This is a genomic window from Kribbella sp. NBC_00359 (assembly GCF_036097425.1).
In the GTDB taxonomy this organism is placed as follows: Bacteria; Actinomycetota; Actinomycetes; order Propionibacteriales; family Kribbellaceae; genus Kribbella.
This window is the reverse complement of sequence record NZ_CP107975.1, coordinates 2688000-2708300: the sequence shown is the minus strand read 5'-3', so window position 1 is coordinate 2708300 and position 20301 is coordinate 2688000. Positions and strand designations below refer to the sequence as shown.

Genomic DNA, 20301 nt, shown 5'->3' with positions numbered 1-20301 from the left:
TGCCCGACCGCTGGCTTCCGATTCAGCGGCCGGTGTCCTGGGGCGTCAGCCGAGCCGCGCCTTCAGGTGGTCGAGCTCGACCCGCAGCGAGGCCGGCACGGTGTCGCCGAGTTTGGCGAACCACTCCTCGATCAGCGGGATCTCGGCCTTCCACTCCTCGGCGTCGACGGCGAGCGCGATGTCGAGCTCGTCGGCGGTCAGGTCGAGCCCGGACACGTCCAGCGAGTCCGGCGTCGGGACCCGGCCGATCGGGGTCTCAACCGCGTCGGCCTGGCCCTCGATCCGATCGATCACCCACTTCAGCACCCGGCCGTTCTCGCCGAAGCCGGGCCAGACGAACTTGCCTGCGTCGTCCTTGCGGAACCAGTTCACGTAGAAGATCTTCGGCAGCTGCGCCGCGTCGTGCTCCTTGCCGACGGTCAGCCAGTGGTCGAAGTACTTGCCCGCGTCGTAGCCGAGGAACGGCAGCATCGCCATCGGGTCCCGCCGTACGACGCCGACCTGGCCGACCGCGGCCGCGGTGGTTTCCGACGACAGCGTCGCGCCCATGAACACGCCGTGCGCCCAGTCCCGCGACTCGGTCACGAGCGGCACCGTGGTGGCGCGGCGGCCACCGAAGATGATCGCCGAGATCGGTACGCCGTTCGGGTCGTCGTACTCGTCGGCGATGATCGGGCACTGCTTGATCGGGGTGCAGAACCGGCTGTTCGGGTGACTGGACAGCTCGTCCGAATCCGGCGTCCACTCCCGGCCCTTCCAGTCGGTTAGGTGGTTCGGCGGGGTCGGCGAGTAGCCCTCCCACCAGACGTCGCCGTCATCGGTGAGCGCGACGTTGGTGAAGACCGAGTTGCCCTTCTCGATCGTGCGCATCGCGTTCGGGTTGGTCTTCCAGCCGGTGCCGGGGGCCACGCCGAACAGGCCGAACTCCGGGTTCACGGCGTACAGCCGGCCGTCCTGGCCGAACCGCATCCAGGCGATGTCGTCGCCGAGCGTCTCGACCTCCCAGCCCTCCAGGGTCGGGTCGAGCATCGCCAGGTTGGTCTTGCCGCACGCGCTCGGGAACGCGGCCGCGACGTAGTGGACCTTCTTGTCCGGCGAGATCAGCTTGAGGATCAGCATGTGCTCGGCCAGCCAGCCCTCGTCCCGCGCGATCGCCGACGCGATCCGCAGCGAGTAGCACTTCTTGCCCAGCAGCGAGTTGCCGCCGTACCCGGAGCCGTACGACCAGATCGTCCGCTCCTCCGGGAACTGCACGATGTACTTCTCGTCGTTGCACGGCCACGGCACGTCTTTCTGACCGGGAGCGAGCGGAGCGCCGACCGAGTGCAGGCAGGGCACGAAGAACGCGTCGGTGCCCAGCTTCTCCAGGACGGCGGAACCGGTACGGGCCATGATCCGCATCGACGCGACCACGTACGCCGAGTCGGTGATCTCGACGCCGAACATCGGCTTGTCCGCGGTCAGCGGGCCCATGCAGAACGGGACGACGTACATCGTCCGGCCGCGCATCGAGCCGCGGTACAGCTCGGTCATCAGCGCCTTCATCTCGGCCGGCGCCATCCAGTTGTTGGTCGGGCCGGCGTCGGCCTCGTCGACCGAGCAGATGAACGTCCGCTGCTCGACCCGCGCCACGTCCGAGGGGTCGGTCCGCACCCAGAACGAGTTCGGCTTCTTCTCCTCGTTCAGCCGGACCATCGTGCCGGCCTCGATCAGCTCCGCGGTGAGTCCGGCGTACTCCTCGTCCGAGCCGTCCACCCAGTGGATCCGGTCGGGCTGCGTCAGTTCGGCGACCTCGGCGACCCAGGCCAGCAGGCCGGAGTGGCGGGTCGGGGCGTCGGTCAGGCGGTACGGCGCGGGGGCTGCGGCTGGGAGGGGGTCCGTGGTGGCTGCTGGGGTGGCGGTCTCGGTATGGGTCGGGCTGGCGGTTGTCGTCATCGGCGGCTCATTCCCTCTCGGCTGTCGGGCCCGGCGGCCGCCCGATCCCTCGACACTGAGGGGGGTACGGCTCCGGCCGCCGGGGTCTCCGGCGGTTCGATTCAGCTGGCTGGCGGTGTGATCTCTCGCATACCAGTGCGTCCAGTGGACGTATACCAGTGTGCAAGTGGTACTACGGTACGCGAACGACCCGAGTGCTGAGAACCCCTAGAAAGTGAACCCGGTCACAAAGTTTTGGCGACAATCGCTTTCCGGCGAACCTTGTGAAAATGAGAACGGCCCACGCTGCTCGCGCGGGCCGTTCCTGCAGATCTTGCGCTGGATCAGCTGGTCTGCCGCCAGATGTCGTTCACAATGCGTTGCACGTCCGCCTCCTCGCCGGGCGCGCCGGTGACCGCTGAGCCGACCAGCCACCACTGGCCGCCGCTCACATAGGCCCTCGTCATCGACACGGCGTACGGCGTTGTCTGCACCGTCAGCCACGTCCGCGCGTCCTTCGCCGTCGCGGGCGCCGTCGCCTTGTAGATCTTCGCCCACTGCTTGTCGAACGCGGCCCGATCGGCCCGGCAGGCGGCCAGGCTCGCGCACGGGTGCAGCGCGATCCGGGCGTCGAGCGACTGCTTCAGTCCGCCGTTCGAGAAGTCGGACCGCGTCACGATCCGCCGGTAGACGACCGAGGAGGACTCGCCGAGATAGGTCACCTGCGGCGGCCGCGGCCAGCCGAGCGCGAACGGCAGCTCGGCCGTCGTGATCACCTGCAGGTCGGTGCCGGCGGCGTACGTCGCGCCGAACACGCCGGCGGATCCGTCCGGCCGCTTGTACGGCGCGGTGGTGATCTTCTGGATCGCGGGCAGCAGGACGGGCGACGGGTACGCCTCCGGACTCGCCGCGGCCTGGGGAGCGGCGTCGACCGGCTTGTCGGACTTCACCGAACTGCCGACGGCGGCGCCGATGGAGTAGGTGACGGTGAAGACGAGCAGCACGACGAAGGCGACGACCGCGTAGATCCAGCCGCCGATCTTCCGCTTGTACTCGCGGGCGACCTCGATCCTGGACTGCGGTTGTGGTGCGGTGCTCGGTGGTTGGCTGGTTGCTTGCGGGCGGTCGGCGTACGACGGGATCGTCGGGTCGGCCGTCGGCGGCCTGGCGCCGTACTGGCTGAGCTGGGCGCGGACCGCCTGCAGCGACTCGTCGTCGTTGCCGATGACACCGTCGAGTGGGTCGATCAGGCGCTCGGCGCCGGACTGGCCGGGGATCAGTTGCGTGACCGCGTACGGGCGGTCGGAGCTGAAGTTGGCCGCCCACAGTGGTGTCTCGAGCCGCGCGGGTTCGAGCGCGGCGCCGCGGCCGGCCCGGACGAGCCGGTCCCGCACCCTCGCGTCGCGCGCGCCGGCTTCGCTGAGCACCAGCGCGACGATCTCCATCCCGGTGAAGCTGCGGCCGTGCCAGAGCTCCGCCAGCGGGTGCTGCAGCAGTCGCTGGTCGAACTGGTAGCCGGGGATCTCCGGCGTACTGTTGCTCACTTCGTCTCCCAGATCGCCCGGTCCGCGAGCGCGACAGCTGCCTTCTCCGCCGTGTCCGCGTCGATCGGATTGGCCGTGTAGTCCACCTGTACGACGATGTCCGCGCGCTGGACGAGCGCGCGGACGGTCCACGACTCACCGGCCACGCCGTTCGTGCTCCGGCTGGTCTTGGTCGGGTACGTGCTGTTCGGGACAGCCTTCATCGGCGACCGGGTGAAGGTCTTCTTCGCGACCTGCTCGGGCGTGAACGGCGGATTGCCGGCGCCGGCGTCCTGCCCGGGGCTCGGGGTGATCGTCACCTTCAGCGTCGCCGCGGTGTAGGCGGCGACCTTGGCGCGGCTGCTGCCAGCCTCGCAGGTGATCGACGTACTGCCACCCTGGACCAGCGTGACCGGCGCCGTACTGTTCGATGCCTTGGGCAACAGGCTGGACACGTCGCCGAGCCGCGCACACAGATCGGCCGGCATCGACCGCGCCGGCAGAATGTCCTCCGGCTGCACCGGCTCGCCGACAGCGAACCCGATCCCAGCCCCCGCGATCGCGGCCACCCCACACCCGATCGCCGCACCCCGCACCAGTCGACTCGCCATGCCCGCGACCTTAACCACGCGAAGGTCCTCCCTCACCCGTCAGCCGCCACCCCGGTTCCACCAACCGTTGTCGACCCACGCTTCCGCTACGCGCGCTCCTACGTCGCGTGCTACGCCGGCCACTCCCACCCACCCTGTTCGTGCGCACTACCGCGCGCGTGGCTCTTCGTCGCCAGCTATCGACCATCCCGTGGTTGCCGCCACCTGTGGTGTCGGCACCCAACCTGGTCAGGGTGGGGTTTCTGTGCACCCGCCGTACGCCACCGCCCCGATCGCCTTCGCCGAGGTGCCCGCAGTTGTCTCAGTCGAGGAGGGTTTTGACCGAACCGCCGGACTCGCTGAGCTTGGTGCCGAGACCCTTCAGCGCGTCGCCGACCGTGGCGAGCTCCCCCGCGTCAGCCAGCCCCGACCCGATCGTCGCCAGCAAGTCCGGCAACTTTCCGAGCAACCCGACCGCGCCATCCGGCAGCCCCCGCACCAGCGGGAGCACCTTCTGAAAGTCGTCCGAGTTGTCCATCACGAACCCGACCGCCTTCCTCACATCCCCCAGATCCCGCCCACCCAGCAAGTCCTCGATACCCATGCGCCGGATGCGAGAGCCCCCACCCAGGAGCCGATTGGCACACACCCGCCCCCGCCATGTATCGTTACTCGACGTTGTCCAGCGCTCGTAGCTCAACGGATAGAGCATCTGACTACGGATCAGAAGGTTGGGGGTTCGAATCCCTCCGAGCGCGCCACCACAAAGCCCAGGCAGACCCCTCTGACCTGGGCTTTCGTGTGTCCCGGGGAACTGTGGTCCACCAACGCGCCCGCTCCGCGCGCTCCTGTCGTGGCGTGCTACGCCGGCCGCTCCCACCCACCCTTTGATGTGCGGGCTGCCGCCCGCGCGACTACCCCGTGGCATCGCCGACTCGCCATCGTCGAGCCTTCCGTAGTGAGCCTGGCGTAAGTGCTCCGCCTCATCGTTCGCCGCAAGCACACGTCCGCACCCTCGACCTCGCCGACTACCCCTCAGGCGCTACTCCGTAGCACGACACCTCGATCTAGCCTCCGGTTTGCGCAACTTCTAGCGACACCGGCGACAGGCAACTTCGCGTAACTCCAGGCTTGGCAAGGCAAGCTCAAGCGGACTCAGGTGGCGGCGTCCCACTCGAAGTAGTCAGGCTTCGGGTCGACTCTAAACCGGACGGCATCGATCGTCGTCATACCGCTGAGCCAGGCCTTTGAGATCCTGTGCCCGCCGTCCATCAAGCGCCCGTCCGCCGACAAGATCACTGGGTAGCTGAGATCGGCTTTCTGAATGAGACCGGCATGTCGGGCGACCATTCGGCAGGTGACCGGCGCGCCGCCAAACCAGCAATCCTCGTCGAATGCCTTGATGGTGTCGATGGGTACCGACTCAACGGGAAGGTCGGCCGCCAACTCCCAAAGGCGTTCGGTCAGGTAAAAAGCTCGGCCGCCAGGTACGGGGCGTGAGTGTTTTTCAGGCATCGCACCATCATTCCCCGTTGAGTCTCTGACCGCGCCCTTTACGTCCCTTACGCGGTGGTCGTAGGCGGTCTACGGGGGTTCAGCAACTTGAAAGCCCCGACGCACAGTCCGAACGGATCCTCGGCAGCATCCGTGCCGGCGAGACGCCCGAGGAGCAACGGTAGCCGTCCATGTACCTGCACGGCCTTATCGTCCGGTGCAGTACTCAGAGCTGGGTACGGACGTGATCGAGTGGGCGTGCAAGCGAGGCGGGGAACCTGGCAATGACTTAGTCCGCAACGACGTATGGATCGACGATGCCGGCCTCCGCCGGTACTGCGAGGAGCGCGGGTTCCGCCACGTCAGGACGTTGGATCTGAGCGACTACCCGTGCGGCGCACTGTTTCAGCGTGAAGCGACCGACCGGCACGAGACGCAAGCTGACTTGGTGATCACCGAACAGACGCGCAACCTGCCGATCCGAACTCGCTAATCGGAGGTTCGCGGCGATGTGCGGCCACGCCCGTACGTGATGTCCAGAACCCCGCGGAACTCTATCGGCACAGGGCTTTGCGCCCGCACCGCCGCCAGCGCCGTCTGCGGCGCCTTGGACCAGAGCGTGATCCCCACTCCGGAGAAGTCATCGTTCGGCCCGGCCGAGCTCATGACACCTCTGTTGGACTCCATCAAGGATCGGGCGGCGGCCACAAGCTCGGCCCTGCTGTAGATCGCCTGGCGGATGGCCACCGGCACTGGCTGACTTGCCACGACTTGCTGCAGCTCAGCCGGAGGATCGCCTTTCCAATAGACCACGACGGTCTTGTGGTCATCGATGATGCGAACGCTGCCCGCGTTGGTGTCGGGGTTCTCGGTGAGCCACCGCATCACTGCATCAGCCGCATCCTCTTCGGCCGTTGGCTGAACTTCCCCCGGGACCAGGCCTCCAGGATCCCTCGGAACCTTGACACCCGCCTTCGGGTGCGAGCTCGCGTCGCTATCACACATGGACTCGGTTCCTTCCGGTACGACGGTTCGCTGCCTCCCCGCTGGTCCCACTATTGCTGAATTTGGCTCCTAAGGATCGGGCGTGCGCCCTCCGGCAGTGGCTCAGTCATGGGGCGAGCGGCGCGAGGGAACGTTCCGATCGCTAGTCGTCGTCCTCGTCCTCCCGAAATGCATCAACAGCCCGTTCGCGCAGCATGTCCAGTTGAATGGTGAGAACGCCGACGACCTCCTCGATGTTCATACCTTCGGTCTCGCGGAACGCCCAGCTTGGGTGGCCTTCGGCATCCAGGCACTTGACCAGCACGATGCCTTCCAGAGCGGTCCAACCTCGCAGCAGCTCGGGCACTCGAAACCCATCGCCCAAGACCCGGCCAATCGGTTGTCCGTAGTCGATAGACATGATCCGCATGGTGCCAGGTGATCGCGGCTGCCTGCTAACGCCCTTGCCAACAGCGGCCATGGATCGGGTCGGACGGACGTGGACAATCCGCCAGCTCGCTACCTGCAGCCAAGCGCGGAGTGGTCACGGATGGACGCTTCGAACTCGACTGCGGATCAGAAGGTTGGGAGTTCGAATCCCTCCGAGCGCGCAAACCCGAAGCCCATGCCGACCCCATCCGACCTGGGCTTTCGTGTTTCCGCGGACATGGCCTAAGTACGTCGGTTGCTCGGCCACCTCTCCGTATCCCGCGCATGCCCGCCACACTCTGCTCCGCTGCCCGAACAGGAAGCCGAGCGCCGCCACACATCTCCACAGACCCGATCACCACCAGGGTGCGGATATACAGTCACCGCCGCATCGATGAGTTCGTCCGACTAGCTCCGCTCACGGGAGGTTGCGCGGTTCTGAGGACGTTTGGCTGGATGCTTAGTTCCCTCAAGTGGTATCTCGCGGGTCGATTCAGGATGATGTTTTGCCAGCAGCCGTTCGGCCCTGACTGCGAGTAGGCGTATCTCGCGATCTAGGTCATTGCCGTCGAGAATGAACTCGAGCGAATCCTCATCGGTGTAGTAGCGGTGAATCAGTTGTTCGAGGTCATCAGCCGATGCGTTCTCCATTTGGAGACGCCCGGCGAGAGCGACGATGTCGGCAGCGTCCTTGCGGCGCTGGGCGACCAACTTGGTGGCCAAGAGGAACTCGTCGGTGGCGTAGGTGATGTGCAAACCGGGTGGGTCCCTGCGTTGCAATGCGCCTTCCGGCAGCGGTGGCATCCACGGGCCGGCTTGGGTGTTCAGCCAGTCTTCGGGGAGCTTGCGTTGGCTTGCCATCGGCGAGCTTCGTCGACCACGGCCTCGTCGCGCGTGATGGCGTCGATATCCTCCGTCCGGCGGGGATTGTCGTTCGAGGTGACGGCAATCGCAGCACCTCCGACGACAAAGACCGATGCAGAGATGCCACGCTTTTCAGTCGCTTGTCGAGCTCCGAGAGCAGATCGACGATTTCGCCGGCCGTGAATTCGTTGCGCGTGTCGGTCATGCAGTTACCAAGTCGCGGGCAGGAACAAAGATGTTGGCCCGCGCCAGGTAGTCCGGAGTTTGCTCGATGATCTCGTCGCGCTCCAGGAACGGATGCTCGGGAATCCATGGATCCGAGAGAGGCTTCACCTTGCTCCATTCGGGTGGGTCTTCGCCTGCTGCCTTGAATTCATGTGCGGTCAGGACGGCGAGCAAGGTATCGAAGCCCGCGTGACCAGTCGTGGTTGGCGCTGCCTCCCAGGCAGCTTCGGAGCCATCGTGACGTTGTAACAGCAAGCGCAGGTGGTCGCGGCCCTGAAGCAGCATCCGCCACGCCCAATCCTCATCACTCGCCTCGCGGATAGCCATCGCGGTAGCCGGGGCAGTCATGATCCGGTACTCACGCGCTGCATGGAGGGCATGAGCAATCCGTCCAGCCCGCAGGAAGAACTGCGCCGTCGGCTTGGTCCTGCCAGAACGGTAAGTGGAGAAGCGCGAAGCGGACGTGCCGAGGGCAGCGGCGAACGCAGCCTGAGACAGCCCGCTCTCCGCGAGGGCGCGGTTGAGCCGTTCACTGACCGCCCGACTGTCCTTGTCCATCCTGGCTCCTCTAGATCCATTATCTAATCAGATAATATCTGCGCTGTCTCGCTAAGCCAACGTCAAGACGTTCCCGTCGCCATCGGAGCGGCTTGTACAAACGGACTCCGTGGGACTCACGCCATGTGATGGCTCAGGACATCGGCATAGCTCCGAACCTCATTTGGGTTCAGGGCTTCTTGCTTGAGGCCCCCGGGGGGCGGCACTCGTAGTGGTGAGTTCGGCTCGGCTCGTGACGGATCTAGCTGTACTGACCAGGCACGTTGGTTGAGAAAGTGTGACGACACGCGGTGAGTGTTGTTGAAGGGTGAAGACCTCCCGGCGTGGAGTGGAGCTGTCTAGGAACCAGTTCCAGCACTCAGGAGGTCTTCGTGTCCCACGCTAACGCTGCCTTGACTCCTCGCGCGCGTTTACGGCTGGCGCGTCTGGTGGTGGACGACGGCTGGCCGATCGCGCGGGCCGCGGAGTTGTTCCAGGTGTCGTGGCCGACCGCGAAACGCTGGGCCGGCAGGTACCGTCACCTCGGCCCGGCCGGCATGGGTGACCGCTCGTCTCGGCCCCACCACCAACCCAACCGGACCCCGCCACACCTGGTCCGCCGGATCGTCAGCCTGCGCCGCCGTCACCGGCTCGGGCCGGTCCAACTCGCCGATCGACTCGGCCTGGCGTCCTCGACCGTGCACGCCGTCCTGACCCGGTGCCGGCTGCACCGGCTGTCCCACCTCGACCGGTACTCCGGCGAGCCGATCCGCCGCTACGAACACCCATACCCCGGCGCCCTGCTCCACGTCGATGTGAAGAAACTCGGCAACATCCCCGACGGCGGCGGCTGGCGCTACCTCGGCCGCGCCCAGGGCAACAAGAACCGGGTCGCCACCGGTGGCAAGCCCCGCAACGCCTACTACAACAACAAGATCGGCACCGCGTTCGTCCACACCGTCCTCGACGACCACTCCCGCGTCGCCTACGCAGAAATCCACGACGACGAAACCGCCACCACCGCGACCGCCGTACTGCGTAACGCCGTCGCCTGGTTCGCCGACCGCGGCGTCACCACCGAGCGGGTCTTGTCCGACAACGGCTCGGCCTACCGCTCCCACCTGTGGCGCGACACCTGCCTAGCCCTCGGCATCACACCCAAGAAGACCCGCCCATACCGGCCCCAGACCAACGGCAAAATCGAGAGATTCCACCGCACCCTCGCCGACGGCTGGGCCTTCAAACAGCTCTACCCCACCGAACAAACCCGCCGCGACGCACTACCCGCCTGGCTCCACCACTACAACCACCACCGACCCCACACCGCAATCGGCCAACTCCCACCCATCACCCGCCTAACCAACCTCCCTGGTCAGTACAGCTAGCTCAGCGTTTTCTTGTAGAAGACGGCGGAGTCTTCGTAGTCGAGTGCTTGGTAGAAGGGGCCGGCTCGGCGGCTGGCTAGGGCGAGGTAGGCGGCGCCGATGGATCGGGCCCACTGCTCGGCGTGTTCCATCAGGCGGCGTCCGATGCCGGAGCGTCGCGTCTGTCCGTCGACCATGAGTTCCTCGACCCAGGCCACGCGTCCGTTGGCGAGGAAGGTGAGATGGCTGTTGCCCAGGAGGTAGCCGACGATCTCGCCCTCCGGGGTCTCTGCCACCAGCAGGAGTGTGTGCGGGGCGTCGACCAGTTGAGGCCAGGCGGCGTCGAATGCGGCGCGTTCGGGTCTGAACGAGGTCGCAAACTCCCGAGCGAGGGGCCAGACATGTTCGTCGTCGTCGATGCGAGCTGGACGGATCAGCGTTTGTCGGTCAAGCACGCGCCCAGTTTGCCAACGCGAGGCGCGAAAATGCGCCGTACGTCGCTGCTCCCGGCCGGAATCTCCTCAGTGACGAGCTGGGCGAAGGAGAAGCTGCGCCCACCAGGCACCCGTCGGCAGGATCAGGCATCGCAGCCGGCACGGGCCGACCGCTTGGCGACACTTCTTGTCTAAGGAGTCTCAGTCGAGGGGTTCGAACTCGTTGAGTTTCCAGGTTTGGTCGAACCAGGCTTGGAGGGGGCCGTAGAGCCTGAACAGCTGGAACCAGGACTTGCTGGGGATCGTCTCCACCCAGTTCGACTCCTTGCCCGGCGGGGCGGTGGGGCCGAAGTACAGGTCGTAGGAGCCGTCGTCGTTGGCCTGGAGGGTGCCGGTGTTGCTGGCCAGGGCGGGCCAGATTGTGGAGGGCACCTGCAGCAGGGAGCGGGTCTGGGTGTCGTAGACGTCGATGGCCCAGAAGTTCTTCGCCGGTGGGTTCGGGTCGATGTGGAGCCGGTAGGTCCGGGATCCGTCGAGGAGGTCGCCGTTGCTGTCGTGGATCGTGTAGGCGTAGGCGGAACCCGCACCGACCTGGGCGTGCGCCATGGCGGGAGTCACGACCGTTGCGAGGTAATGGAATTGGGTGCGCGCATCGAGCAGGCGAGCGCCGTTGCGGAGGAACTCGTAGCTCCCGCCGACGAACCCGACCTTCCACGACCCGTAGAGCACGGCGTCGGGGTCACGAGGCGCATAGGCGATGGTGCGCGCCAGCCCGCCGCCGATCCCGGCGGCCCGGGAGAGGATGGCGCGCATCCGGTCGTCGGGCGCAAACGGCTGACCGTGGACAATGCCGATGGCCGCGAGTTGTCCGGCGCGCTCAGCATCGAGCGCGTCCGTCGGCTCCTCCTGCACGAGCTCGTCGAGCTCCTCGAAGAAGGAGAAGTCGTTGCCATGCACCGTGTTGAAGATCGACTCCGCCAGGTTGACGAACTCGTTGTCCTCCGGCGCCGCGGCCTCCGAGAGCGGGTAGATCCGGGTCTGCTTCATGGCAGGGACGCCGCCGAGCGCGCGGAGTACGACCCAGTTCGTGTAGGTCGGGCACCGGTAGACGAAGTACCCGTCCGGGACCTCACCGTCGAACCCGGGTGGCAGGAACAGGTACTTCCCGCCCTGGCCCCGGTCAGGGCCGGCGATGCCCATGTCGGCGACATAGCGGAACCAGAAGTCGTCGACGACACAGAGCGACTCCGTCGGCGCCTCGATCACGGTCGGGCCCCACGCCTTGAGGTCCAGGAACGTGGTCCCGTAGGTGGTTTCGGTGTTCGGGGTCAGAAAGAGACTCCGGGAGTTGGCGCGAGGGTCGGTGAAGCCGATGATGCGTGCCGAGGTGACACCAGCGGACCGCAGGCCACGACGCATCGCCACCAGGGACGCGCCCGGGACCGCGTTGAGGAACACGTCGATGCCGCGCATCAGGTCAAGCGCGTCGTACGCCGTCGACACCGTGTCCGGTCGGGGCACCCCGTCGAAGAACTCGAGCGGTCCGAACGGCGAGTCCACCGTGGCGGCCGACGAGACCTGGGCGATCGCCGCCGCCATCTGCTCCGCCGACAACCCTGACCCGGCTGGGCTCGTACTCACCATGGCGTGCCCCCACTCGCAATCGACGCTCTTGATCAGCCAATCTCGCAAGGCGTGCGCAGCGCCGTCCTCATCCGAGAGGGGTGAGCTCGCACCGGATCAAGAAGAGTTAGCGCTGACGAGTCAGGACATGCGCAAGGGACTCCAGGTCGGGGGTTTCGTAGTGCAGGCGGGTTTGGGGTGGGGTTGTCTTGGCTTTTCGGTTCACCCAGGCGACCGGGATGCCGAGAGCGTTGGCTCCGCCTACGTCGGCAGTCAGTGAGTCACCGACATGCAGCACTTGAGCCGGCGCTAGCCCGAGAAGCTCTAGGGCTAGGTGGAAGGGTTCTGGACGGGGTTTGTAGGCGCGGGCGTCTTCGCTGGTGACCAATAGGTCGATGGGGAGGCCGTGGTAGTTGATTGCAGCCTCGATGTCGGAGCGGTCGATGTTGGAGACGATGCACACCGGTAGGGCTATCTGGTGCAGGAATTCCTTGGCGTCGGGGAAGATCGGCGGCCGGCGCCAGTACTCGAAGAGCTGGTTGCTCAGCGAGTCCTCGTCGGCGTCTGAGCCGAAGTACTCGATGGTGCCCTGAAGCGAGCGTCGCTCCAGTTCCCGCTGGGTGGCGAAGGTTCGGCCTGCGGAGGTGGCGCACAGGTCGGAGAAGAGAGCCCACCAGTAGGCGCCGACCACCTTGGGATCTGCGGGGTCGTTAGCTGTGGCGGATGCGTAGATCGTCTGGCGTACGGACGCGATGACGGGGTCGTCCTCTTCCACAACGGTCCCGTAGAAATCCAGCAGAATCGCCTCCGGCCTGTCCACGCCTGCATCCTTCCGGGTGCCATGCGGTCGTCACCGCCGGGGCCTGGGTGAACCCCGAAAGGGCGGCCGTCGTATTCAAGTTGGTTGCGGTGGGGGGAGATGTGTCTAGTCTCGTCGGGGGAGGGCGATGGTGCGGATTCGGTTGCTTGGGGGGTTCGGGGTCGATCGCGCAGGGCTGCCTGTCGACGGGCGGGCCTGGCGGCTGCGGAAGGCGCGGACGCTGGTGAAGATGCTGGCGTTGACGCGGAGTCAGCGGCTGCATCGCGACGTACTGCTGGAGGCGTTGTGGCCTGACCGGGCTCCGGTGTCCGCGGTGAACAATCTGCATCAGGCGCTGCACGTTGCGCGGCGGGTGCTTGCCGGCGATGAGCCGAGCAACGGGTTGCTCGAGTTGCGCGACGACTTCGTGGTGCTGCTCGCGGACGGGCTCGTCGAGGTCGACGTACGGACCTTCGAGCGGCTGGCCGCGCTCGGCCGGACCAGCGGTGATCTCGCCGACCTGCGCACCGCGGTCGCTGCGTACGCCGGTGACCTCCTCCCTGAGGATCGCTTCGAGGACTGGGCCGTCGGGCCGCGGGAGGAGCTCCGGGCGAGCTTCTGCGACGTCCTCGTCGACCTCGCGGACACGGCCGCCGACAAGGGCCACGACGTCGAGGCGCTGGATGCCCTGCAGCGCGCGCTGGCCATCGACCCGCTCCACGAGCGCCTTGTCCGCAGCCTGATGCGGCGACATGCGGCGATGGGCCGCTCGTCGGAGGCGCTGGCGCAGTACGAACGACTACGCCAAGAGCTGCGTACGACGTACGGCACCGATCCGGACCCGGAGACACAACGGTTGTACCGCGACCTCTTGACCGGCAGCATCGAGGTCGAGGAGCCACCAGCCCAGCCCCGCCATAACCTCGTTCCAGCGCTGACGAGCTTCGTCGGGCGCGAACGGGAGATCACCGACGTCCACAAATTGCTGGAGCGGGGCCGCCTGGTCACGCTCACCGGGGTCGGCGGTGCCGGCAAGACCCGGCTGGCCGAAGAGGCCGCTCGCCGCCTGCTCGACTCGTACGCCGACGGGATCTGGATCGCCGACCTGGTTCCAGTGGCAGACCCACGTCTCGTCCCCGACACGGTCGCCGCCGCACTGGGACTCGACCCCGCAGCAGGCTCGGACTCGCTGCGCACACTGATCACCCGCCTGGCCCCACGCAACCTCCTCCTCGTCCTCGACAGCTGCGAACACCTCCTCGCCGCCTGTGCCGGTCTCGCCAGCGCAGTACTGCGAAGCTGTCCCGGAGTGACCGTGCTCGCGACAAGCCGCGAACCCCTGCACACTCCAGGCGAGGCGACCTTCCGCGTGCCCTCACTCGAGCTCCCCGAGCCGGCGGATGCCGGTGACCTGGGCCGGCTGGGGACTCTGGCGTCGGTACGACTCTTCGTCGACCGGGCGCAGGACGTCCGGCCCGGATTCGTCCTCGATGCGGACAATGCCGCGCCGATAGTAGAGATCTGTCGCCGTCTCGACGGCATCCCGCTCGCCCTGGAGCTGGCCGCCGCCCGCGCGTCGCACCTCGAGTCGGCGGAGATCGCGGAGCGGTTGAGCGAGGCGCTCCCCCTGCTCGGCCGGCACGGTGAGATCACTCGGCATGCGACATTGCGAGCCGCGCTCGAGTGGAGCCACGCCTTGCTGTCGGACGACGAGCAGGTCCTGCTGCGGCGGCTAGCGGTCTTCGCCGGCAGCTTCTCGCTCCCGTCGGCCGAGCAAGTGTGCTCGGACGAGCGGATTCCCGCCGCGGACGTGCTGGACTGCCTCGGCCGGCTGGTCGACAAGTCCCTGTTGCTGGTCGACCACGATGGTCCTCGTTCCCGCTACCGCCTCCTGGAGACCATCCGGCAGTTCGCGCGGGAGCGACTCGTCGCCGCGCACGAAGTCGAGCAGCTGGAGACAGCGCACTTCCAGCACTTCCTCGACCTGGCCTGCGACCAGGACCCGGAGCGGGCCAGCGTTACCGTCGAGCGCCCGCAGTCGCTCGACCTCGACCACGACAACCTCCGCGCCGCGCTCGGCTGGGCGGTCCGCCACGATCACCAACGCGCCTTGCTGCTCGGCGTAAACCTCTCGCAGTACTGGCTCGCGCGAGGTCATTTCGTGGAAGGAGCCGGCTGGCTCGAACGCATTCTCAAAGTGGCCGTCGCACCGTCCCGGGATCGGGTTCGGGCGATCTTCGCACTGGCGGTCCTCGACGCCCGCAGCGGCCTGAGCGACCGACTCCCAGGGCTCGGGGACGAGGGTGTCGCTGTCGCCGAGCAGTCCGACGACCCGGCCGACATCGTCTCCGCTCGGGTACTGCGCGGCACTCTGCTACTCGGGAGCGGAGACCTCGACGAGATCGACCGGACCGCCACGGCAGCGCTCGCCCAAGCCGACTCACTGGGAGCGGCGCCCGTGGCCGCCGCCGCCCAACAGTTGGCCGCGATGGCCGCGTTGTTCCGTGAAGACGTCGAGACCGCACAGCAACGATTCGCCCAATGCCTCGAGCGACTGAGCCTGATCGACTCGACCGCCGCCCCGTTCTTCCCTGCCGTGACCGCGTGCATGCCGCTCGCGCCCGTCGACGGTTCGATGGTGCCGGTCTTCGAGGAGACCTTCCTGCTCGGCCGACGTGTCGGCGCCGTCCGCGGTCGTGGTTATGCCTTGTCGGCGTACGCCGATGCCCATCGGCTCGCGGGAGATCTGGACGGCGCACTCGACGCCGTACGGCGTTCTGTCGCGGTGTTCGAGCGTGTCGACGACGCGGCGGGACTCGGCCACGCGCTCAACCATCTGGGCTGCATCGAGCGCGACCAGGGATTGTTCGAGCCGGCCGAGAAGCATCTCCGCGACGCGCTGCGGATCCGGGAGCAGCTGGGCGATCGTCGTGGCGAGAACCTGACGTTGGCCAACCTCGGGCTGCTGTCCGCGGCGGCCGGCGACCCCGCGGCCGGCCGGCGGCTCACCCGTGTCGCCTTCGACCGCGGCGAGGCGGTCGACGATGTGCCCGGCGCGGCGGGCGCGCTGCTGAACCTCGTCGTCGTCGAACTCTTCGCCGGCCAACGGCAGGCCGCCCGGGCGCTGGCCGAGCAGGTGGTGGAGGCCTTTCACCCGCAGGGTTACCTGCGGCTCGAGGCGTGGGCGCGGCTCCTCGCCGCCGAACTCGCGCGCGACGACGGTGACACGGAGGCACTCTTCCGACACGGCCGGATAGCGTCCGAGATCTTCGCCCGGCTGGGCTGCCGCATCGGTACGGCGCGGGCTGCCGCCCTGCCACATCGCCCCTGACGGCCCGGGCCAGAAGAACGCTAAGTCACGCTAAGTCATTGCGAAGGCAGCCTTCCTAATGTCGTGCCCGTCCAGGAAAACCCCTGGTCACGACGAATCAGGAGCAGAGAATGACAACGACGCAAGCACGGCAGGACACGCTCGGGGAGGCCACGCTCGGTGAACTGGCCGAGGGACTTCGTGGCGAGCTGGTCCGCCCGTCCGACCCGTCGTACGACGAGGCGCGGTCGATCTGGAACGCCGCGCATGACAAGAGACCCGCGCTGATCGTGCGGTGTCGCGGGGTGGCCGACGTCATCCGGGCCGTGGAGTTCGCCCGGAGCGAGGGGTTGACGCTGGCCGTGCGGGGCGGTGGCCACAGCATCCCCGGTTTCTCGACCACGGACGGCGGCATGGTGATCGACCTGTCGCCGATGAACGCGGTTCGGGTCGATCCGGACCGGCGCCGGATCGTGGCGCAGGGCGGCTGCGTCTGGGGGGACGTCGACGCCGAGGCACAGGCGTTCGGGCTGGCGGTCACCGGTGGCCTGGTGTCCACGACGGGGGTCGCGGGCTTCACACTCGGGGGCGGCATCGGCTGGCTCGTCCGCCGGGCCGGACTCGCCTGCGACAACCTCGTCGGGGCCGACATCGTTACCGCGGACGGGCGGTACCTGCACACGAGCGAGACCGAGAACCCGGAGCTCCTCTGGGCGTTGCGCGGCGGTGGCGGCAACTTCGGCGTCGTCACGTCGTTCGAGTTCAAGGCTCACGAGGTCGGCCCGACGGTCTTCGCCGGTCTCGTCTTCTACCCGGGCGACCAGGCGGCGAACGTCCTTCGCGGCTTCAGTGCGGCGGCCGCCGGCGCACCCGACGAGTTGTCGCTGGCCATCAACCTGACGACCGCACCGCCGTTGCCGTTCCTGCCGGAAGAGGTGCACGGGAAGCCGATCGTCGCCGTACTCGGCATGTGGTCAGGGCAGACCGAGGAGGGCGATGCGGCCACCAAGCCGTTCCGCGAACTCGCACCGGTCGTGGCCGACCTGTTCGGTCCGATGCCGTACGTCGCGATGCAGACGTTGCTGGATCCGCTGTTCCCGCGCGGGATGCGGAACTACTTCCGCTCGGCGTTCTTCGACGACCTCGGCGATGCCGCGACTGTCGACGCGATCGTCTCGGCGCACGCCCAGGTGCCGAACGGTGTGTCCGAGCTCCATGTCCACCACCTCGGGGGTGCGATGGGCAGGGTGCCGGCCGACGCCACCGCGTTCGGGACCCGTGACCGCGAGTTCATTCTCAACGTGGTCGCGCGGACTCCCGACGCGGATGGCTTCGACACCGCCGTCCAGTGGGCCCGGGCGTCGGGGGCCGCGCTCGGACCGAACTCGGCGTCGTACGTGAACTTCACCGGCGAGACGAACGAGGACATCGTCCGGGCGTCGTACCCGGCAGCGACCTACGAGCGGCTCGTCGCGGTCAAGAACACCTACGACCCGACCAACCTGTTCCAGCTCAACCAGAACATCCGGCCAACCACTCCGGAGCGGCACGCATAACGCCTCTTCGGTAACACAAGCAGCGAGGCCCAGATCGATCACCAGCCGACCTGGGCCTCTGCCCTGCCTACGGAATTCAGCAGGTTGTGGTGGTGGGTTGGTTGGCGAAGCGGGCGGTGGTCCAGGCGAGGATGTCGGGCATGGCGCCGTCGTCGATGCCTTGGACCCACGGGTAGGTGTCGTGCTCGAGGCCCGGGTAGGTCCGGTACTCCAGGCGCGTGCCGAGCCGGCACAGTGAAGCGACGACCTGGTCGGTGACGCTCACCGGTACGACGGTGTCCGCGTCGCCCTGGAGCAGCAGGACCGGTCCGCCGAGCGGCAGGTGGCCGGTCGAGTTGGTCCGCAGATACCGCACAAAGGCGGGATCGGTCGCGTACGCCGGACTCACCAACTGCGATCCGGTCAGATCGCCGTACGCCGCCGACACCGCTCCAAGACAACCGATGGCAGTGATCCCCAACCGGGAGTACGCCGCGGGAGTGAGCAGTCGGTCCGGTCGGATCCGCGGATCGCTGGTGTGCGCGCCCTGTGCCAGCAAGGCCGCGAAGGCGCCGTACCCAGGAGTGTCGACCACGTGGGCGGCGAGGGTGGGCAAGTCGGCGACCGGGGACGTGACGACAGTGCCGAGGTAACCGGGCTGCGGTACGACGCGCTGCCGCTCAGCCACCGCCAACGCGGCCCCGCCACCTTGCGAGTGCGCCCACAGGACCCACCGCGGAGAGAGATCCGGCCGGGCTCGCCGCGCAGCACGCTGAGAAAAGATGACGTCGTTGGACTCGGCCGTCTTGTTCACGATCTCCTGCCGACCGTCGGTACCGAGCCCCGCATAGTCCGGCGCGACGATCGCGAACCCGCGCTCGACGAAGCGCAGCATCTGGTTCCCGTGGTAGAGGTCGCGCATCAGCGACGGCGCACAGTCCCGGCCGATCCCACTTGCGCCGTGCGCGTCCACCACGACCGGCCATCCCCCGGCCGGCGCCTTCCCCGCCGGGACGATGACGACAGCCGACGCAGCCACGTCGCGACCGGCCGACGTTCGCGAGTGATACAGGATCCGGGTCGCCGGGACGGCGTAGTCAGTCGTCGCCTGTTCCCGGATCAACGCCCCCGCAGGGGCCCAGGGCAACGGAACCGGCGCATCGTAGAACGCCGTCCGCGGTACGGCGTTCTGCCGCTGCAGATCGAGTTGGCACTGGACATCGCAATCGGCCGCCTGAGCGGGCAAGGCCAGCCCGCCGACAGCCGTGGCCGCGGCGACCAGGGTGATGAGGTATCGCACGTCACTTCTCCAGAGCGCTGAGGCCGCCCCCACTGGGCAGGCCAACGCACCCCAGGACACGGACTACCGCGCCGCTGTGACCCTCCCAGCTCGTGATCTACCTCTCAGGAGCCGACGAGGGCTGCTTCGATGGCGGCGACCAGGAGCTGCTCGTCACCGGCTCGCCACTGGTGGGCGGCAGCGCAGCACCACTGGTCGGGTTGGGCCGACATGACGCAGCCCGCGAGCTTGACGCGTCCGGCCGAGGCCGCGCGCCGAGCCTTGGCAGTAGGCAGACCGTAGAGGATCGGCACTCCCCGATCCCCGCAGGTCGGACAGGCCGGCGCAATCACAGCGGCTCCCATACAGCCAAGGTACTCGGCTTCACTCCGCGTCGAGGGAGCCGGCAGCCTGGCGGATCGTGGTGAGTGCCCGAGGCGTTCGGCTGGTGGTGGTCAAGTAGCTCCGCAGTACCCACCCAGGGGACCGGGTGTGGCCGGTGAGTACTGCGCAGCCGCCTAGTTGGCCTCTTTCGTAGCCCAGTAGTGCCATTGGGGGGACGCGACTGGGGAGCGGGTCAGGCCGTCCGGCCAGGTTGCCGGGAGGTCGTGACTTCGCGCCGCGTAGAGGATCACCTCCGATGCGATGCGGTCGCCACGAACGGCGACACGGGCCGCGGTCTCGGCACGCATGTCGGTGAGGTAGTGGAGAGCGGGCAGGAACTCGGCGCTCAGCCGTGGACTGAGCCGGCCGACCGGTTCGTCGTCCAGCCGGATCTCGACCACGATCCGGTGCCGGTCCTGGAAGCTGTCCTCCTCCTCGATCGCGTGCATGGTGGCGTACGCCCAGCACTCGCCTTCCGCCCGGAAGAACGGCGCGAGGACATCCGGGTGAACCTCACTGCCCGGTACGACGATGCCGCTGCCGGGCGGTAGCAGGTGATAGCTGCCGGGTGGCGGCAGATTCACCGGGACGAGCATGTGCGGCTGCCCGAGGGCGACCGCCACGCTGGCGTGGAACTCGGTGCCCTGGTCGCCCCTGCCGTCCCAGTCCGCCGGCTCCCACTCACTGACCCACAGGTGGCACGGAACCTGCGGTTGCAGGCCTTGTGCCACCAGTTCTGACAACACCGGGTGGTACCGGTGCGCGTCGTCCCTCGGCAAGTAGCCGACAACCTTCCCCTGCACCCGTACGGCGATTGATCGGGGATCGAAACGGTTGTGCGGTTCCGGGACGAGGTCCGCATCGGTGTCCAGGTCTGCGCCGCGCGCCGGGATGGGGTCGGGAAACAGGCTACGGATCGCCTGCTCGTGCGGGGCCTCCCGCACGACTTCCTGACCGCACCACAAGGCGTCGCCCCACAGACTGAACGGAATCAGTTCCATCCTGCCCCTCCA

At 67.5% G+C, this 20301-nt stretch carries 18 protein-coding genes and 1 tRNA gene; 4 read left to right on the top strand and 15 right to left on the bottom strand.

The features are described from left to right. Positions 1-45 precede the first annotated feature (45 nt). The 4 genes from OG876_RS13285 to OG876_RS13270 form a co-directional block, all read right to left on the bottom strand. Positions 46-1935: a phosphoenolpyruvate carboxykinase (GTP) gene (locus OG876_RS13285; RefSeq protein WP_328525136.1), complete on the bottom strand. Its 1890-nt coding sequence runs from the start codon at positions 1933-1935 to the stop codon at positions 46-48. A gap of 323 nt (positions 1936-2258) precedes the next feature. Next, entirely contained in the window at positions 2259-3458 is a 1200-nt protein-coding gene (locus tag OG876_RS13280) for a hypothetical protein (protein WP_328525135.1), read from the bottom strand. Continuing rightward, entirely contained in the window at positions 3455-4048 is a 594-nt protein-coding gene (locus tag OG876_RS13275) for a hypothetical protein (protein ID WP_328525134.1), read from the bottom strand. The genes OG876_RS13280 and OG876_RS13275 overlap by 4 nt, the downstream gene beginning before the upstream one ends. Positions 4049-4349: 301 nt before the next feature. After that, positions 4350-4631 (bottom strand): hypothetical protein, encoded by a 282-nt coding sequence (locus OG876_RS13270; RefSeq protein ID WP_328525133.1) that lies wholly within the window; start codon positions 4629-4631, stop codon positions 4350-4352. Positions 4632-4712: 81 nt separating this feature from the next. Between OG876_RS13270 and OG876_RS13265 the strand changes: the two genes are divergently transcribed. After that, positions 4713-4788, top strand: a tRNA-Arg gene (locus tag OG876_RS13265). Positions 4789-5182: 394 nt separating this feature from the next. Here OG876_RS13265 and OG876_RS13260 read toward each other — a convergent pair. The 5 genes from OG876_RS13260 to OG876_RS13240 all read right to left on the bottom strand — a co-directional run bounded on the left by OG876_RS13260 (position 5183) and on the right by OG876_RS13240 (position 8581). Further along, entirely contained in the window at positions 5183-5542 is a 360-nt protein-coding gene (locus tag OG876_RS13260; RefSeq protein ID WP_328525132.1) for a hypothetical protein, read from the bottom strand. 468 nt (positions 5543-6010) lie between these two features. Next, positions 6011-6406 (bottom strand): hypothetical protein, encoded by a 396-nt coding sequence (locus OG876_RS13255; protein ID WP_328525131.1) that lies wholly within the window; start codon positions 6404-6406, stop codon positions 6011-6013. Between the two features lie 262 nt (positions 6407-6668). Beyond that, positions 6669-6926, bottom strand: a complete 258-nt coding sequence (locus OG876_RS13250; RefSeq protein ID WP_328525130.1) for a hypothetical protein — start codon at positions 6924-6926, stop codon at positions 6669-6671. A gap of 416 nt (positions 6927-7342) precedes the next feature. After that, complete coding sequence (locus tag OG876_RS13245) at positions 7343-7795, bottom strand: hypothetical protein (RefSeq protein ID WP_328525129.1); 453 nt, start codon at positions 7793-7795, stop codon at positions 7343-7345. A gap of 204 nt (positions 7796-7999) precedes the next feature. After that, entirely contained in the window at positions 8000-8581 is a 582-nt protein-coding gene (locus OG876_RS13240; RefSeq protein ID WP_328525128.1) for a helix-turn-helix domain-containing protein, read from the bottom strand. Between the two features lie 371 nt (positions 8582-8952). On the opposite strand from OG876_RS13240, the gene OG876_RS13235 reads away from it, so the two are divergent. Then, on the top strand, positions 8953-9945 hold the full coding sequence (locus OG876_RS13235; RefSeq protein ID WP_328523856.1) for an IS481 family transposase: 993 nt from the start codon (positions 8953-8955) through the stop codon (positions 9943-9945). Here OG876_RS13235 and OG876_RS13230 read toward each other — a convergent pair. From OG876_RS13230 to OG876_RS13220, 3 genes are all read right to left on the bottom strand, one after another. Next, positions 9942-10379: a GNAT family N-acetyltransferase gene (locus tag OG876_RS13230; protein ID WP_328525127.1), complete on the bottom strand. Its 438-nt coding sequence runs from the start codon at positions 10377-10379 to the stop codon at positions 9942-9944. The genes OG876_RS13235 and OG876_RS13230 overlap by 4 nt on opposite strands. A gap of 180 nt (positions 10380-10559) precedes the next feature. After that, positions 10560-12002: a DUF1254 domain-containing protein gene (locus OG876_RS13225; protein ID WP_328525126.1), complete on the bottom strand. Its 1443-nt coding sequence runs from the start codon at positions 12000-12002 to the stop codon at positions 10560-10562. 106 nt (positions 12003-12108) lie between these two features. Then, entirely contained in the window at positions 12109-12801 is a 693-nt protein-coding gene (locus tag OG876_RS13220) for an HAD family hydrolase (protein ID WP_328525125.1), read from the bottom strand. A 127-nt stretch (positions 12802-12928) separates the two neighbouring features. Here OG876_RS13220 and OG876_RS13215 point away from each other — a divergent pair, with 127 nt between their 5' ends. Continuing rightward, positions 12929-16111 carry a BTAD domain-containing putative transcriptional regulator gene (locus OG876_RS13215; RefSeq protein WP_328525124.1) on the top strand — a complete coding sequence of 1061 codons (3183 nt, stop codon included), beginning with the start codon at positions 12929-12931 and terminating at the stop codon, positions 16109-16111. A 110-nt stretch (positions 16112-16221) separates the two neighbouring features. Continuing rightward, positions 16222-17646 (top strand): FAD-binding oxidoreductase, encoded by a 1425-nt coding sequence (locus OG876_RS13210; protein WP_328525123.1) that lies wholly within the window; start codon positions 16222-16224, stop codon positions 17644-17646. Between the two features lie 76 nt (positions 17647-17722). On the opposite strand, the gene OG876_RS13205 is transcribed toward OG876_RS13210, so the two are convergent. The 3 genes from OG876_RS13205 to OG876_RS13195 form a co-directional block, all read right to left on the bottom strand. Continuing rightward, the gene (locus OG876_RS13205) at positions 17723-18925 is read right to left on the bottom strand and encodes a lipase family protein (RefSeq protein ID WP_328525122.1); all 1203 of its coding nucleotides are present in this window, start codon (positions 18923-18925) and stop codon (positions 17723-17725) included. 104 nt (positions 18926-19029) lie between these two features. After that, the gene (locus OG876_RS13200) at positions 19030-19218 is read right to left on the bottom strand and encodes a hypothetical protein (protein WP_328525121.1); all 189 of its coding nucleotides are present in this window, start codon (positions 19216-19218) and stop codon (positions 19030-19032) included. Between the two features lie 204 nt (positions 19219-19422). After that, complete coding sequence (locus tag OG876_RS13195) at positions 19423-20289, bottom strand: HIRAN domain-containing protein (protein ID WP_328525120.1); 867 nt, start codon at positions 20287-20289, stop codon at positions 19423-19425. Positions 20290-20301: the final 12 nt, after the last annotated feature.